Below are 16,455 nucleotides of genomic sequence, written 5' to 3' on the forward strand. Positions count from 1 at the left end.
GGGTGTACAGTATCGGATACTTCCGCAGTTATCTCATCGAAGTGCTTTGCACAGCAGCGGCTCCAGCGCGAGCCGTACGCGGTACCGACGCTTCGGTGGACGATCTAACTCATTGAACCGGTTAGGAAAAATTGGCATCCAACAACGCAATCCGCATTCGCGGCGCTCGCCAGCACAATCTCAAGAATATCGACCTGGACCTGTACACGGGCCAGATGACCGTGGTGACCGGTCCCTCCGGCTCGGGTAAATCGAGCCTTGTTTTCGACACGCTCTACGCCGAAGGCCAGCGTCGATATGTCGAAACGTTCAGCGCCTACGCGCGGCAATTCCTCGACCGGATGGATCGTCCGCAGGTGGATCGCGTGGACGGCGTGCCGCCGGCGATTGCCATCGACCAGACGAATCCGGTGCGCAGTTCGCGCTCGACCGTCGGCACGATGACCGAGCTGAACGATCACCTGAAGCTGTTCTATGCGCGCGCCGCCGAGCTCTTCGATAAAAAGACTTCGCATCAGGTCCGGCATGACACGCCGGAGACCATCTACGTCGAGTTGCTGGAGCGCACGAAGGCGAACGATCCGCGTATTGCGATCACGTTCCCGGTCGAGCTGCCCGAGTCCGCGAGCGACGAAGAAGTCGCGCAATGGCTTTCCGCGAGCGGTTATACGCGCGTGCAGGCCAAGCGGCATCAGGACGGCCGGCAGATGCTCGATGTGGTCGCCGACAGGTTCCGTTTGCAGAACACGGAACGGTCACGGGCGCTCGAGGCGATCGAAGGCGCATTGCTGCGCGGCACGGGGCGTGTGAATGTGTATGTGTTGCCGGAGCCGGGCGCGGAAGACGGCGACAAGCCAACGGACGTTCCCACGTGGCGCTTCTCCACCGGCCTTCACAGCCCGGAAAGCGATATTCGCTACGCCGATCCGCAACCCGCGTTGTTCTCGTTCAACTCGGCGTACGGTGCGTGCGAAGCGTGCCGTGGATTTGGCCGCGTGATCGGCGTGGATCTCGGTCTCGTGATCCCCGATGAACGCAAGACGCTGCGCGGCGGCGCGATCAAGACGATGCAGACGCCCGCATGGCAGGAAAATCAGGACGACCTGTTGCGCTACGGCGCGAAGGCCGGCATTCGGCTTGGGGTGCCCTGGAGCGACCTGACGCAAAAGGAACGCGACTGGGTGATCAACGGTTCGCCGGACTGGACGGGCAAGTGGCAGAACCAGTGGTACGGCGTGCAGCGTTTCTTCGATTACCTGGAATCGAAGGCGTACAAGATGCACATCCGCGTGCTGCTTTCGAAATATCGCAGCTATACGAAGTGTCCGGTGTGCGAAGGCGCGCGGCTGAAAACCGAAGCGCTGCTGTGGCGTCTTGGTACGAAGGACCAGGCGGACGCCGTGTTAAGTCCGGCTGATCGTTTCCTGCCGGCCGGCGTGGAATGGACACGTCCGCAACTCGAAGCGCTGCCCGGCCTCACGCTGCACGACCTGATGCTGATGCCGATCGACCGGATTCGCCGGTTCTTCGATTCGCTGACGCTGCCAAGCACGTTGCTCGACGACGCGCTCAAGCTGCTGCACAACGAAGTCCGCACCCGCCTCAAGTATCTCTGCGATGTCGGCCTCGGTTACCTCACGCTGGATCGCCAGAGCCGCACGCTGTCGGGCGGCGAAGTGCAGCGGATCAACCTGACGACCGCGCTCGGAACGTCGCTCGTGAACACGCTGTTCGTGCTCGATGAACCGAGCATCGGCTTGCATCCGCGCGACCTGAACCGGATTGTCGAGGCAATGCACCGGCTGCGCGATGCGGGCAACACGCTGGTGGTCGTCGAGCACGATCCGTCGGTGATGCTGGCGGCGGATCGTCTTATCGATATGGGTCCGGGCCCCGGCGAACGCGGCGGCTCGATCGTGTATGACGGATCGCCGAACGACATTGAACATAGCGACACGCTCACTGGCGCTTATCTTGGCGGCCGCAAGCACGTAGCGCATGCGTCGAACTGGCAGCGCCGCGCAGTCGATGCAAAGACGCCGCGGCTCGTGCTCGAAGGTGCGACGCAACACAATCTGCGCGATGTCACGGTCGAGATTCCGCTGCAGCGTCTGGTGTGCGTGACGGGGGTATCGGGTTCGGGCAAATCGACGCTGATCCAGGATGTCCTCGCGCCGGCCTTGTTGCGTCATTTCGGCAAGGCAACGGAAACGCCGGGCGCATTTCGCGCGCTGAAAGGCGCGGACGAATTAAGCGAAGTGATCTTCGTGGATCAGTCGCCGATCGGTCGCACGGCGCGTTCGAATCCGGCAAGCTACGTTGGCGCTTTCGATGAAATTCGCAAGCTCTTCGCAAAGGCGCCGCTGGCGGCGCAACGCGGTTACAGCGCGGGCATGTTCAGCTTCAACTCCGGCGACGGCCGTTGCCCGACCTGCGGCGGCTCGGGCTTCGAGCACGTGGAAATGCAGTTCCTGAGCGATGTGTATTTGCGTTGCCCGGATTGCGATGGCCGGCGGTATCGTGCGGAAATCCTCGATGTGCAGATCGAGCGCGATGGCCGTTCCCTGAGCGTCGCCGATGTGCTCGACCTGACCGTCAGCGAAGCCGTCGCATGTTTCGCCAAGGACAAGGAAGTGCTGCGGGTGTTGCAGCCTATCGTGGACGTTGGACTTGAGTACGTGAAGCTCGGACAGCCTGTCCCGACGCTTTCCGGTGGCGAAGCGCAACGCCTCAAACTGGCAGGTTTCCTCGCGGAAACGGCGCAAGCGAGCGGCAACAAGCCGGGCCGTCTGTTCATGTTCGACGAACCCACGACCGGTCTTCACTTCGATGACATCGCCAAGCTCATGCAAGCGCTTCGGCGTCTGCTGGAACGCGGCCATTCGCTGATCGTGATCGAGCACAACCTCGACGTGATCCGCGCGGCCGACTGGATCATCGATCTGGGTCCTGAAGGTGGTGACGCAGGCGGCCTGGTGGTTTGCGTAGGCACACCGGACGATGTCTCCGCTTGTGAACAATCGCACACGGGCAAGGCCTTGCTCGATTACGAGGAAGCCATGGCGCCGGGCGCCGCGCAGAAGCGTGCATCGGGCGTGCCGTTGCAGCTTGCGGCCGAAGTGGCGGCTGCGCGCCGTGCGCTGCAGGGCGAGGACGTGGTGCGTATTGTCAATGCGCGCGAGCACAATCTCAAGTCGCTCGACGTGGATATCCCGCACGGCAAGTTCAACGTGATCACGGGCGTCTCGGGTTCGGGCAAGTCGACGCTTGCCTTCGATATCCTGTTCCACGAAGGCCAGCGCCGTTACCTCGAATCGCTGAACGCGTATGCACGTTCCATCGTGCAACCGGCCGGGCGTCCCGAAGTCGACGCCGTGTATGGCATTCCGCCGACGGTTGCCATCGAACAAAGGTTGTCGCGCGGCGGCCGGAAAAGCACGGTCGCAACCACGTCGGAAGTCTGGCATTTCCTGCGGCTTTTGTATGTGAAGCTCGGCATCCAGCATTGCATCCACGATGGCGCACCAGTCGCCGCGCAAAGTCCTGAATCGATCGTCGCGCAGATCCTGCGTGACTTCAAAGGCCAGCATATCGGCCTGCTTGCACCGCTCGTCGTGAACCGGAAGGGGATCTACACCGACCTTGCGAAGTGGGCAAAAACGCGCGGCCATACGCATCTGCGCGTGGACGGTGAGTTTCTCTCCGTCGATCCGTGGCCGAAGATCGACCGCTTCAAGGAACACACTATCGAGTTGCCGGTTGGCGATCTGATCGTCAGCGTGAACGACGAAGCATCGCTCAGGAAGATGCTCGAAGACACGCTGGAACTCGGCAAGGGCGTGATGCATCTGCTCGCGCCGCTCGACGATCTGCATGGCGCGCTGAACGGCGGCAAGAACGGCACGAAGCACGTCGGCGAGATCCACGTGTTCTCGACCAAGCGCGCGTGTCCGGTTTGCGGCACGAGTTATCCCGAACTCGATCCGCGCATGTTCTCGTACAACAGCAAGCATGGCTGGTGCCACACGTGCGTGGGAACGGGGGTCAAGCTCACGCGCGAGCAGCGCGAAGCCTATGATGACACCTTGCTCTCCGAAGACGTTCGCGGCCGCGAACAAACGATTCCATCGGCGGAACAGGAGCCTGATGACGTCGGCGATCAGCCATGTCCGGATTGCGAAGGCACGCGCCTGAACGAAGTCGCGCGTGCGGTGACGTTCGGCAATCAGCCGATCACCGAAATCGGCCGATGGACGGTCACCGCCACGCGCAACTGGGTCAACAAGCTGAAGCTCAAGGGACGTGATGCGGATATCGCGCGTGACGTGGTGAGCGAAATAGAAGGACGTCTGCAGTTTCTCGAAGAAGTCGGCCTGGGTTATCTGAGCCTCGACCGCGCAGCGCCGACTTTGTCCGGCGGCGAAGCGCAGCGCATCCGGCTTGCGGCGCAACTCGGCAGCAACCTGCAAGGTGTGTGTTACGTGCTCGATGAACCGACTATCGGCCTGCATCCGCGAGACAACAAGATCCTGCTCGACGCGCTCAAAAAGCTCGGCGACAAAGGCAACACGCTGGTCGTCGTGGAACATGACGAGGACACGATTCGCCGCGCGGATCACATCATCGACATTGGTCCGGGTGCGGGAAAACGCGGCGGTACGGTCGTGGCGCAGGGCGGTGTTGCAGACCTTGCAGCACAACCCGATTCGCTTACCGGTCAGTTCCTGGCAAACCCGATCCAGCATCCGCTGCAACCGCGCCGCGAAGTAAAGACGCCCACCGCCAAACGCGCCGCAACGCCGGAAAACTGGCTCACGGTTCATGGGGCAACGCTGCACAACCTGCGCAACGTCACGGCGAGCATGCCGCTCGGACGCCTGATTGCGATCACCGGCGTGAGTGGTTCCGGCAAGTCGACGCTTGCGCGCGACGTGCTGATGACCAATCTGCTCGACGCCGTGGGCCGCTCGGTGCTGTCGTCGCCGGCAACGCGCCGCGCACGCAAGACCGCGCAAGCCGACATGCCCGCACGTAACCGTTCCAGCGTGTTGTCGCGGGAAGCGCCGCGTCCGAAGTTCGATGTCACGCATCGCTGGCAGGGCTGCACGAACGTGACCGGCTTCGAAACGATCGACCGTGTGCTCGAAGTCGATCAGACACCGATCGGCAAGACGCCGCGTTCGTGTCCGGCCACGTATATCGGCATGTGGGACACCATCCGCAAGCTGTTCGCCGATACGCTCGAATCGCGCGCACGCGGTTATTCGCCGTCGCGCTTCTCGTTTAACACCGGCGACGGACGCTGCCCCGCGTGCGAAGGTCAGGGCGTGCGCACCATCGCAATGAGCTTCCTTCCGGACGTCAAGGTTCCGTGCGATGTCTGCCATGGCCAGCGCTTCAATCCGGAAACGCTCGCGGTGACGTGGCGCGGGAAAAACATCGGCGAAGTCCTGACGATGGAAATCGATGAAGCCGTCGAGTTCTTCTCCGCCATGCAGAGCATCGCGCATCCGCTGCAACTAATGAAAGATGTCGGGCTGGGGTATCTGACGTTGGGCCAGCCATCGCCAACCTTGTCGGGCGGCGAGGCGCAGCGGATCAAGCTCGTGACGGAGTTGTCGAAGGTGCGTGACGATATCGGCCGGCGCGGGCAGAAAGCGCCGCACACGCTGTACGTGCTCGACGAACCCACGGTCGGCCTGCATATGGCCGACGTGGCAAAGCTGATCCGCGTGCTTCACAGGCTGGTGGACGGCGGCCATTCCGTGGTCGTGATCGAGCACGATCTGGACGTGATCGCGGAAGCCGACTGGGTCATCGATCTCGGGCCGGAAGGCGGCACGGAAGGCGGATCGATCGTGGCGTCGACCGATCCGGAGACGCTCTCGAAGAATCCGCGCAGCCACACCGGCGCGGCGTTGCGGCCGGTGCTGGAACGCGGTACGGCGGTTGCGACCGAGGAAGTTCAGTAACTCTTGTAGGGCAGGAATTTGCCCGATAAAACCACGTTGACCCGGTCCCCCTTGGGATCGGGTTCGCGCTGGATGTCCATCGAAAAGTCGATGGCGCTCATGATCCCGTCGCCGAATTCCTCGTGGATCAGTTCCTTGATCGTGGTCCCGTAGACGCTCACGATTTCGTACCATCGGTAGATCAGCGGGTCGGTCGGCACGGCGCTCGGCAGCGAGCCTTTATAGGGCACAATCTGCAACCAGGCGACGGCTTCATCGGAGAGACCGAAGACTTCGCCGACGACTTCGGCCTGCGTTTTGGAGAATGTCATCTGCCCCAGGCAGCCGGCCGTTACCCATTCCTTGCTCAAGCCGACTTTCTCCGCCACGTCGGCCCATTTCAGCCCTTTGCTCACCTTGGCGGCGAGAATCATGCGAGTCACTTCGCTGCGATCGGAAATCATGGGTGTCACTCCTCGGGTTTGCCTGAAGCGAGTGTATCGGCCAATTGCGCGGCTGGCTGGCGGACAAAAATAGAAAAGGATTCCCACTGATGTCTAAACCGACCGTGTCGATACCCGTCAACGATCTCAACACCTTGCTTGCATCGATGTCACCCGAGTTGCAGCCGGGCGTGTATGTCTACGCGAGCGTCCCGTTCGATACCGATATGTCCGCCCTCGCGCCCATCGCGACCTTTCGCGAACGCGAGGGCCTGACGCTCATCCTGGAAGAGTCCGAGGCGCTGAAAGCCGGTATCGAACCGATGTTTCGCGCTGCCTGGATCACGCTGACCGTGCATTCGGACCTGCAGGCGGTCGGCCTGACTGCCGCCTTCGCAACCGCGCTTGGAAAGGCAAACGTCAGTTGCAACGTGGTCGCGGCGGCGTATCACGATCATGTGTTCGTACCGATCGAGTCTGCCGGCACAGCGATGGCCACGTTGCTGCAACTTCAACGTGATGGCTTGTGAGAAAGCCGAATCGTTCCCGCTGGTATGCTGGCGCCCTCGTCCCACTAAACAAGATCGCAAAACCGCAATGGCAACGCAGGACAAATCTCTCGCACTGAAGAAAATGAAGTGGTTCGCCGCCGGCCTTCTGCTGGCGGCAGCCGCGCTGTTCGTGCTCGCAAAAAGTCAGCATGAAGTGGGCGCCTGGGCCTGGGTCGCCGCATTCGCCGAAGCCGCCATGGTCGGCGCGCTGGCCGACTGGTTCGCGGTCGTCGCGCTGTTCCGCCATCCGCTCGGCTTGCCGATTCCGCACACTGCCATCCTCCCGGCAAACAAGGCTCGCGTGGCCGACAACCTTGCCGAATTCGTCCGGGACAAGTTCCTCGGCACCGACGCCCTGGTCGCCCGGGTGAACGCCTTCGATCCCGCCGGTCGCCTTGCTATCTGGCTCGCCGAACCGGCAAACGCGGCGCTGCTCGGCAAGAAAGCGGTCGCCGCGGCGGGCCAGATGCTGGAGTTCATCGACGACGAACGTGTCAAGACCATGCTTCACGAAGCGCTGCGCCGTCGTGCCGAACAGTTCGATCTGGCGGGCGCAGTCGGCGGATTGCTGTCCACCATGACGGCGGACCGCCGCCATCAACTGCTTCTGGACGAGGGCCTGCGCGAACTCGCGCAATGGCTCGACCGCGAGGAAGTGCAGGGGATCCTTGCAGGCAAGATCATCGAAGTGGCGGGAGAGGAATATCCGAAGCTCATCGGCATGCTGGGTTTTGTCGGCCTGAGCGCCGAGGATCTCGGTAACAAGTTCGCAGGCGGCCTGGTGCGCGGCGCGACCAAATGGCTGCACGACATCAGCGACGATCCCGAACACGAACGGCGCAAGGCGTTCGACCGCTCGGTGGAGGGGTTTATCGAACGGCTGAAGAGTGATCCGGCGTTCCGCGAACGGATCGATCAGCACAAACGCGAATGGCTCGAACGTCCCGAGCTGCGGACCTATGTGAACGGCTTGTGGGACGAATTCAAGGACTGGCTACGCCGCGATCTATCTCAACCGGACTCCACGCTGAACCGGAAAGTGACGGGCGCGGCGTCATCGTTTGCGGCCGCCCTGGGCGACGATCCTGCGTTGCGTGAATCGATCAACGAGCATATGCGTGACGCGCTGCGTTCGCTCGCGCCGGAACTGCGCGACGGCATCGCGAAACATATTGCCGCGACCGTGCGCAACTGGGACGACGCCACGCTCGTGCGCGACGTGGAACTGAGCGTGGGCCGCGACCTGCAATTCATCCGCGTGAACGGCACGCTGGTGGGCGGGCTGGTTGGCCTGATCATTCATGCCGTATCGATGTTCATGGTTTAAGCTTCTCGTTGCCGCGGTCAACCGACCCTCCTGGAGGAGACCGAACATGACGGACCCGAACGCCGCATTGATCCAGCGTTTCTACGAAGCCTTCCAGCGTTCCGACGCCGAGGCGATGGCGAAATGTTATGCGCCCGACGTCGAGTTCAGTGATCCTGCGTTCGGCGTGTTGCGCGGCCGTGAAGCGGGCGACATGTGGCGCATGTTGCTTGCGCGGGCGTCGGAATTTTCGCTGACCTTTGGCGACATCAAGTCGGTCGGACAAACGGCGACTGCAAACTGGGTCGCGACCTATCGTTTTTCGCAGACGGGACGTATGGTCGTGAACCGCATCAACGCGCGTTTCGTGATTCGCGACGGCCTGATCGTCGAACATTACGATCACTTCGATCTCTGGGCCTGGAGCCGTCAGGCGCTTGGACTCAAGGGTCTGCTGCTCGGCTGGACGTCGTTCGTACAGAACAAGATCCGCGCGCAGGCAGCGAAAGGACTCAGGACTTACCGGCAGCAACCGAAGACATGACACGCATCGATTCCCCCGCTCGCGAAGGGCGCCTCGACGACGAATGGCTCGAAGCCGATGCTTTCGGCGGGTTCGCTTCCGGGACCGTCGGCACCGAGCGCACGCGCCGATACCACGCGCTGTTGCTCACGGCCACCCATCCGCCTGCGGGACGCATGGTGCTCGTGAACGGCGTGGAAGCCTGGCTCGAGGATGCATCGGGAAACACGCGCATTCCGCTCACCATGCAACGCTATGGCGACGGAGCGGCGTGGCCGGATATATCGGCGAGCCTGCTTTCATTCGATACCGAACCGTGGCCGACCTGGCGTCATCAGATCAGCGACACGCAAGTACTCACCGCAGAAGTTTTTGTCGCCAAGGACAGTGCGTGTACGGTGCTTCGATGGCGCCTGGACAACACAACGTTGACGCTGAAAGTGCGGCCGCTGATGTCGGGCCGCGATTATCACGCGCTGCATCACGAGAACCCCGCGTTCAACTTCGACTTTACCGGGATGGGTGACCAGATCCGCTGGCAGGCGTATGGCGATGTGCCGGCGGTGGTTGCGGAATCGAACGGAACGTATGTGCATGCACCCGACTGGTATCGCAATTTCTGCTACACGGCCGAGCGCGAACGCGGCATGGACTTCAACGAGGACCTCGCGACGCCGGGTGTCTTTTCCTTCGATTTATCGCGCGGGGAAGCGGTGCTCGTGTTGAGTGCGAACGAAGGAGCGGCAAGATCCGCCGCGCAACTTGCAGGCACGGAGCAAGCGCGCCGCGCTGCCTTCCCATCTGCGCTGCAACGTTCAGCCGATAGCTACATCGTCGCGCGCAACGAGGGCCGCACGATCCTCGCCGGCTTTCCATGGTTCACCGACTGGGGCCGCGACACGTTCATCGCGATGCGCGGCCTGATGATCGCATCGGACCGTCTCGCCGATGCTGAATCGATCCTGCTCGAATGGTCCGGCACGATCTCGGAAGGCATGCTGCCGAACCGTTTCCCCGACAGCGGCGGTGCGCCGGAGTACAACTCCGTCGATGCGTCGCTGTGGTTCGTGATCGCCGTGCACGAGTATCTGGCGACGGGACATGCTGCGCAACACACCCGGAACCGCTTGCAGCAAGCCGTCGATGCGATCCTCGACGGCTATACGAACGGCACGCGCTATCAGATCGCCGCCGATCCGAAAGACGGGCTGCTGCGCGCGGGCGTCGCCGGCGTGCAACTGACGTGGATGGACGCGAAGGTGGGCGACTGGGTGGTGACGCCGCGCATCGGCAAGCCGGTTGAAGTGCAGGCGTTGTGGATCAATGCGTTGCGCATTGCCGCTGTGTGGAATCCGCGCTGGACGGAACCTGCAACGCGGGCGACCTACGCCTTTCAACAACGTTTCACTGATCCTGCGAGCGGCGCGCTCTACGACGTCGTGGACGCGGATCACGAATCCGGCGAGATCGATCGTTCGATCCGGCCGAACCAGCTTTTTGCTGTCGGCGGCTTGCCGTTTTCGCTGATCGACAACGATGCAACCGCCCGCGCAATCGTCGATCAATGCGAGCAACTCTTGCTCACGCCAATGGGCATGCGGACCCTGTCGCCGAATGATCCGGCCTACAAGGGCCGATACACCGGGCCGCCGCTCGAACGCGATGGCGCCTATCATCAAGGCACCGTCTGGCCGTGGCTGCTCGGCGCGTTCGTGCAAGCGTGGTTGCGGGTGCATCGCGACGATCCCGCAGCAAAAACACAGGCCCGTGAACGCTTTTTGCAACCGCTGCACGATCATCTGCATCGGGCGGGTCTCGATCATGTTTCCGAAGTCGCGGACGGCGATGCGCCGCACACGCCCGGCGGCACGCCATTCCAGGCGTGGTCGCTCGGTGAACTCATGCGCCTCGAGCGCCTGCTCGCCACAGATTCATGACGATTAATGCCGATGTCGTGCAAACGCGCTAGATTATCGGTCTTACCGTCACGCCTAGCCTAAGGACGCACCATGCCGCCACTGCGCGCTACCAAGTCGCTCGACACCATCGAAGGATCGCGTCTTCATTCCACCGACTGTTCGCGCTGGCAACGCTGGGGCCCGTATCTCAGCGAGCGTCAATGGGGCACGGTGCGCGAGGATTACAGCGAGAACGGCACCGCGTGGGACTATTTTCCGCACGATCATGCGCGCAGCCGCGCATACCGATGGGGCGAGGACGGCATTGCCGGATTCAGCGACGACAAGCTCAACTGGTGCGTCTCGCTGGCAATGTGGAACGGTCAGGACGCCATCCTGAAGGAGCGCTTGTTTGGCCTGACGAACGCGCAGGGCAATCATGGCGAGGACGTGAAGGAGCTTTATTTTTACGTCGACGGCGCGCCCACGCATTCCTATATGCGCATGCTTTACAAGTACCCGCACGCAGCGTTTCCCTACGATGACCTCGTCGCGGAAAACGGCCGGCGCGGTGCGGACGTACCCGAATACGAAGTGCTCGATACAGGCGTTTTCGAAGACAACAAGTACTTCGATATCCACGTCGAATATGCGAAGCACACGCCGGAAGATATCGTGATGCGCGTGACAGTCGAGAACCGCGCGGACTGTGCGGCGGCCATCGACTTGTTGCCGCAAATCTGGGCGCGCAATACGTGGTCATGGAAAGAGTCGCAGAAGCCGTCGCTGACCTTGAAGGGCGACGCCAAGAGCAAACGTGTAGTTGCCCATTGCGACGGACACGCGCCCATGGTCGTGACCGCTGAAGCGCGCGATGGCGCAGCCGTGAACTGGGTGTTCTGCGAAAACGAGACCAACGTCAGGCGTCTGTTCGGTTCGGAAGGAGCAGGGCCGTTCAAGGACGGCTTCAACGATTACATCGTGCATGGCGAAGAGAGTGCGATCCGTCGCGATACCGGCACGCGTGCCGCCGCGCATGTGAGGATCGAATTGCCGGCGCTGGGCCGTGGCGTCGTGACAATGCGCTGGCGTCCCGAAGCCGATGCCGACACGGATCGCCAGCCGCTCGATACCGACGCGCTGTTCGCCCGCCGGATCGCGGAAACCGATGCGTTCTACGCCGGCCTGCAGCACGAAATGGACGACGCAGATCAACGTCTCGTGCAACGTCAGGCGCTCGCGGGCATGTTGTGGTCGAAGCAGTTCTACATGTTCGATGTCACGCGCTGGATGGACGGCGACCCGTTGCAGCCACCGCCGCCCGCAAGCCGCAAGCGTGGCCGCGATGCCGACTGGCGGCACTTGTGCAACGCCGACATCGTCTCGATGCCCGACAAGTGGGAATACCCCTGGTATGCATCGTGGGATCTGGCTTTTCACGCTGCGGCGTTCGCGCTGATCGATCCGGCGTTCGCAAAGCGTCAATTGCTGCTGCTCGTGAAAGACCGTTATCAGCATCCGAACGGGCAATTGCCGGCCTATGAATGGGCGTTTGGCGATGCCAATCCGCCGGTCCACGCGTGGGCCACGTGGCGCGTCTATGAGATCGACCGTGCCATTACCGGCAAGCCGGATCGCGATTTTCTCGAGTTGGTCTTTCATAAGCTGCTGCTGAATTTCTCGTGGTGGGTGAACCGCAAGGACGCCGACGGCCGAAACATCTTCCAGGGCGGCTTTCTCGGGCTTGACAACGTAGGCATCTTCGACCGGTCAGCGCCGTTGCCAACGGGCGGGCGCATCGATCAGTCGGACGGCACCGCGTGGATGGCCGCTTACGCGCTGGACCTGATGCGCATTGCGCTGGAACTGGCGGTCGCGAATCATGTGTTCGTGGATATCGGCGTGAAGTTCTTCGAGCATTTCCTGTACATCGCGGAAGCAGTCAGCAGCAGCGATACCTGCGACACCGGTCTGTGGGATGAGCGCGACGAGTTCTTCTATGACGTGCTGCAACTGCCCGACGGCACCAGCGTGCCCATGCGCATTCGTTCGATTGTCGGGCTGATTCCGTTGTTCGCGGTCCATGTGCTCGAAGAGCATCTGCATGGTCATCTGCCGGGATTGCGCGACCGGCTGACGTGGTTCCTCGAACATCGGCCAGATCTGGCGAAGCTCGTATCGCGATGGAATGAGCCGGGCAAGGGCAACAGCCTGCTGCTTTCCGTGCTGCGCGGTCACCGCATGAAAGCGCTGCTCAAACGCATGCTCGACGAAAGCGAGTTTCTCTCCGACTATGGCGTGCGCGCGTTGTCGCGGGTGCATCGGGACGAACCCTTCGTGCTGCAGCATAACGGCGATCGTTTTTGCGTGAAGTACTTGCCGGCGGAATCGGATTCACGTGTGTTCGGTGGCAACTCGAACTGGCGCGGCCCGATCTGGATGCCGGTCAACTATTTGCTGATCGAATCTCTTTACGAGTTTCATCGGTACTACGGCGAAGATTTTCTCGTCGAGTATCCAACGGGATCGGGGCAGAAGTTATCGCTGAATGCTATCGCCGATGAACTCGGCAAACGTCTGACGCGCCTGTTCCTGAAAGACAAGAATGGTCGCCGTCCTGTAATGGCCGCGTACCCGCAATTACAGGCTGATCCGCGTTCGGACGATCTCGTGCTGTTCCACGAGTACTTTCATGGCGATACAGGGCGTGGCGTGGGCGCGTCGCACCAGACCGGGTGGAGCGGTCTGGTTGCGTTGCTGCTGCAGCCGCGCGTAGCCGACGTTGCGGGTAACGTGCCGGTCGGCGGCGCGGCGGTGCCCGAGGAAGCGGAGCTGGTGACGAAATAATCCGCCACCGCTTCAGTCATTCGTTGCAGAGCATCAGTACTTTTTCGGCATCGGTGCAGGCGCGCTTCGGCGCGCGCTGTGTCGCCGGTTCCGCGGAGCCGGCCGCCGCGGTCTTCCTGATACACGCGCGCAAGTGCTTTTCTATCGGCGGATAGTATTTCCAGCCACGGCTCAACGGCGGCAACTCGAGCTTCACCTGTTTCCACTTCGGGTGACCGTTGGCCTGCAGTTCATCGAAGTGCGTACATAACGAATCCGCGAACTGCGTCATGACGCCGACCGTGCCGCGCAGGTTGTAGTCGTAGGTCACGAGAAACGCCTTCACGGTCAGCGTGGGCGAGTCTTCCTTGATCCAGTTCGGATAACTCGCCGTGCGGATGGTCGCCGGGAAATACGTCTGCTCGGCGCGCGCTGTTTCAGGCACCGACGGATCGAGCTTCAGCAACTTGATCTGGCTGAGCAGCTCCGGATTCAGGTCCTGAAAAAGTTTTGCAGGCTGCCCCGCAACGATGATGGCCACATCCAGCTTGCGGACGATCAGCTTCGCGAGCGCGTCCTCATTGCTGTAGTGCTGCGTCTGCGCTTCGGGGATGGGCTGGTTGAACATCAGCTTGTAGAGCGTGGTCGCCGATTGCGCGGTGCCGCTGCCGATCAGCCCGACGCTGATGTTCTTGTCCTTGATCTCGTGGATGTAGTTGATCGGCGAATCCGAGCGCACCACGAAATAGATTTCCTCGTTATAGAGCGGCATGATCAGGCGCAGCGGCTGAATGATCTTGCCCGCTTCGGCGTTGCCGGCTTTCGCCATATCGAGGTAGGCCTGATACACGTCCGACTGCACGAGCGCGAGTTTCACGCCCGGTTCGTAACGCATGCGTTGCACGTTTTCGGCGGAGCCTTTCGATGCCAGCACATCCAGGCTGATATTGGCGGGGTCCGCGACCCATTTCGCCAGGTCCTGGCCGATCTGGATGTAGGTACCGCGTTCCGGTCCGGTGACGATCTTGAAATCGGATTGCGCATGGGCGCGGTCAACCAGGCCGGCGAGCCCGAGCAGGGCGAACAGCATGAGTACGGTCTTGCGCATGATGTTGTTTGAATCGTTTTAATGTGTTTGGCTACGTTTATTGCACGCATTGATCAATGTGGCCGGCGTCTCCGGGCGCGGCCGTGTTGTCTCCTTCCGGTCTCCTTGCTGAATCGTGTGCTGCGCGTTTTCTTTCTGTCTATTGCGATGGCGGACGTTGTTTCGACGATCCTTTCGTCCAGCCGGATTCAAGGATTGCGCGCTCTTCGGCGTCGGCATCCATGGTGTTGCGGGCGATTGCTTTCGGCTGGGCCGTGCTTTGTGCGCTGTCTCCTGACGCGACGGTGCGGGTCGTCGGTACGGTTGCAGAGTTGGTCGTGGCTGTGATAGAGGTCGCGGTCGCGGGAATGACCGCGGCGTGCGCGGCAACCGCTTCAGTGACCGGTGTGGTTTGATCACGCGCTGCGGCAGATGCGTCTGCCGCAGGCGTACGCACGGCAGCAGGCGCCGCTGGCGATGCCGCGCGCACAACCGGTGTCCCGGGGCCGTCGGGCATCGGAATGAACGACGACGTCGATGTTGACGCTTGAGGCGCTGCAATGGCCGACGATGTCAGCGGCGCGTGCGATCCCGTGCCCACGCGTGTCGAGTCGGATGCGACCGGCGCCAGTTGCGTTGGCGCCGGCATGACCGGTATTGAGCGCGGCTGTTCAGCGGGCACGGATGCAATCCGTCGCACGGGCGGCGTTACCGTTGCAACAGGCGCCGTGGCGTTGGGCTTCGGTGCGACATGAGCCATCGCAGGCGGCGTCTTGTTCAACCAGCCGGAACGCGTGATTGCATGCTCCACGAGCGTTTGCGCTTCGACGTTGCTTGCATCGATAGCGAGCACATCACGCGCATTCTGGCGCACGCATACCCACGAGCCGGTGGCTTCGCAGCCGCGCGCCATTTGCAGGAGGTTGTCGCGCGTGCGCTCCAGACCCACGAGTTCTGACTGCGTCCGCTGAATGTTGCCCGCGCTCAATTGCGCGGCCGGAATCTTCGAAAAACGGCGGCGCGCGGTGGTGAGATCGCCGCGCTCGATGGCATCGCGGGCGGCCTGCAGATTGTCGATCACGGCAGCCGGTGTAGCGGGGACACGGGCGGTCGTATCCGCTATGGTGGGCGTCGCAACCACCGGTGCCGGCGCTGCCGGCTTCTCCCGCGCCACTGCGGCGGAGTGGATGACAGGCGCAGAGGCACCAAGCGCGGCTTTCATATCGATGGCGCCATACGCACTGTGACCGGCCGGCGTTCCGGAAATTGCGCCTTCATGTTCGCCGGATTGCGAATAGATCACCCCGCCGGCGATCAACGCCAGCATGATCGCGCCGAGCGTGACGCTCTTCGAGTTGTCCCAGCGCTGCTCGCCGGTTCCCGCGAACTCGGCTTCTTCAGGCAGGCTCGGATACGGCGACGGCGCAGCCAGCGATCCGCGGCGCGCGGCGAACGGCAGACGCAGTCCGCCCGCGAGCGCCGAGGTGTTTGCGCCCGCGAGCGAACCGCCGTGATCGGCGCCGCAATGCGGACACGTGTCGGCGTCACCCGGGATGGCGTTGCCGCAACGCATGCATGTCACGGTTTCGGCAGACGATGGAAACAAAAGACGGGCCATGCGAAAAACCTCCCGGGACACAAGGGCTGTCCATACCACTTGCGCGTCCGGTTAATTCAGACGAATCGATGCTCGTATGAGGAATTGCTTCGGACTCCCTAGGCCGGACATGCTTGACGGGAGCGGAACCAATATGTGACATCTGCGCGACGCAGTCAACACATGGTCCGCCGCGCCACGGGCGTGTTTTTGATGTCCAGATGAAGCAGGTAATCGCCTGCACTGGCTTTGTCGGCCAACGTGCCTCGCGGC

The 16,455-nt window shown here is 62.1% G+C and carries 9 protein-coding genes; 6 read left to right on the forward strand and 3 right to left on the reverse strand.

Features of this window, described 5'->3' with window-relative positions:
• Positions 1 to 131 precede the first annotated feature (131 nt).
• Positions 132 to 5,972: an excinuclease ABC subunit UvrA gene (gene uvrA, locus AXG89_RS22405; protein WP_062172456.1), complete on the forward strand. Its 5,841-nt coding sequence runs from the start codon at positions 132 to 134 to the stop codon at positions 5,970 to 5,972.
• On the opposite strand, the gene cynS is transcribed toward uvrA, so the two are convergent.
• Positions 5,966 to 6,415, reverse strand: coding sequence for a cyanase (gene cynS, locus AXG89_RS22410; RefSeq protein WP_062172457.1), 450 nt, complete (start codon positions 6,413 to 6,415; stop codon positions 5,966 to 5,968). The two genes, uvrA and cynS, sit on opposite strands and share 7 nt — an antisense overlap.
• An 89-nt stretch (positions 6,416 to 6,504) precedes the next feature.
• On the opposite strand from cynS, the gene AXG89_RS22415 reads away from it, so the two are divergent.
• The 5 genes from AXG89_RS22415 (at position 6,505) to AXG89_RS22435 (ending at position 13,519) form a co-directional block, all read left to right on the forward strand.
• Complete coding sequence (locus AXG89_RS22415) at positions 6,505 to 6,924, forward strand: ACT domain-containing protein (protein ID WP_236873437.1); 420 nt, start codon at positions 6,505 to 6,507, stop codon at positions 6,922 to 6,924.
• A gap of 67 nt (positions 6,925 to 6,991) precedes the next feature.
• Complete coding sequence (locus tag AXG89_RS22420) at positions 6,992 to 8,272, forward strand: DUF445 domain-containing protein (RefSeq protein ID WP_062172458.1); 1,281 nt, start codon at positions 6,992 to 6,994, stop codon at positions 8,270 to 8,272.
• Between the two features lie 46 nt (positions 8,273 to 8,318).
• Positions 8,319 to 8,795 (forward strand): nuclear transport factor 2 family protein, encoded by a 477-nt coding sequence (locus AXG89_RS22425; protein ID WP_062172459.1) that lies wholly within the window; start codon positions 8,319 to 8,321, stop codon positions 8,793 to 8,795.
• A complete protein-coding gene (locus AXG89_RS22430; protein ID WP_062172460.1) occupies positions 8,792 to 10,711 on the forward strand; it encodes an amylo-alpha-1,6-glucosidase in 1,920 nt (639 codons plus the stop codon). Before AXG89_RS22425 ends, AXG89_RS22430 begins: the two co-directional genes overlap by 4 nt.
• A gap of 72 nt (positions 10,712 to 10,783) precedes the next feature.
• Positions 10,784 to 13,519 carry an MGH1-like glycoside hydrolase domain-containing protein gene (locus AXG89_RS22435; RefSeq protein ID WP_062172461.1) on the forward strand — a complete coding sequence of 912 codons (2,736 nt, stop codon included), beginning with the start codon at positions 10,784 to 10,786 and terminating at the stop codon, positions 13,517 to 13,519.
• A gap of 16 nt (positions 13,520 to 13,535) precedes the next feature.
• On the opposite strand, the gene AXG89_RS22440 is transcribed toward AXG89_RS22435, so the two are convergent.
• A complete protein-coding gene (locus tag AXG89_RS22440) occupies positions 13,536 to 14,588 on the reverse strand; it encodes a TAXI family TRAP transporter solute-binding subunit (RefSeq protein ID WP_231941629.1) in 1,053 nt (350 codons plus the stop codon).
• A gap of 157 nt (positions 14,589 to 14,745) precedes the next feature.
• On the reverse strand, positions 14,746 to 16,203 hold the full coding sequence (locus AXG89_RS22445) for a zinc ribbon domain-containing protein (protein ID WP_062172462.1): 1,458 nt from the start codon (positions 16,201 to 16,203) through the stop codon (positions 14,746 to 14,748).
• Positions 16,204 to 16,455: the final 252 nt, after the last annotated feature.

Origin of the sequence: Burkholderia sp. PAMC 26561 (genome assembly GCF_001557535.2) — a bacterium.
In the GTDB taxonomy this organism is placed as follows: Bacteria; Pseudomonadota; Gammaproteobacteria; order Burkholderiales; family Burkholderiaceae; genus Caballeronia.

Excerpts from the sequence above, each read along its gene's own strand:
- AXG89_RS22415 (WP_236873437.1), top strand. The coding sequence starts at position 6,505 with ATGTCTAAACCGACCGTGTCGATACCCGTCAACGATCTCAACACCTTG.
- AXG89_RS22425 (WP_062172459.1), top strand. The coding sequence starts at position 8,319 with ATGACGGACCCGAACGCCGCATTGATCCAGCGTTTCTACGAAGCCTTC.
- AXG89_RS22430 (WP_062172460.1), top strand. The coding sequence starts at position 8,792 with ATGACACGCATCGATTCCCCCGCTCGCGAAGGGCGCCTCGACGACGAA.
- AXG89_RS22420 (WP_062172458.1), top strand. The coding sequence starts at position 6,992 with ATGGCAACGCAGGACAAATCTCTCGCACTGAAGAAAATGAAGTGGTTC.
- AXG89_RS22440 (WP_231941629.1), bottom strand. The coding sequence starts at position 14,588 with ATGCTGTTCGCCCTGCTCGGGCTCGCCGGCCTGGTTGACCGCGCCCAT.
- cynS (WP_062172457.1), bottom strand. The coding sequence starts at position 6,415 with ATGATTTCCGATCGCAGCGAAGTGACTCGCATGATTCTCGCCGCCAAG.
- AXG89_RS22435 (WP_062172461.1), top strand. The coding sequence starts at position 10,784 with ATGCCGCCACTGCGCGCTACCAAGTCGCTCGACACCATCGAAGGATCG.
- AXG89_RS22445 (WP_062172462.1), bottom strand. The coding sequence starts at position 16,203 with ATGGCCCGTCTTTTGTTTCCATCGTCTGCCGAAACCGTGACATGCATG.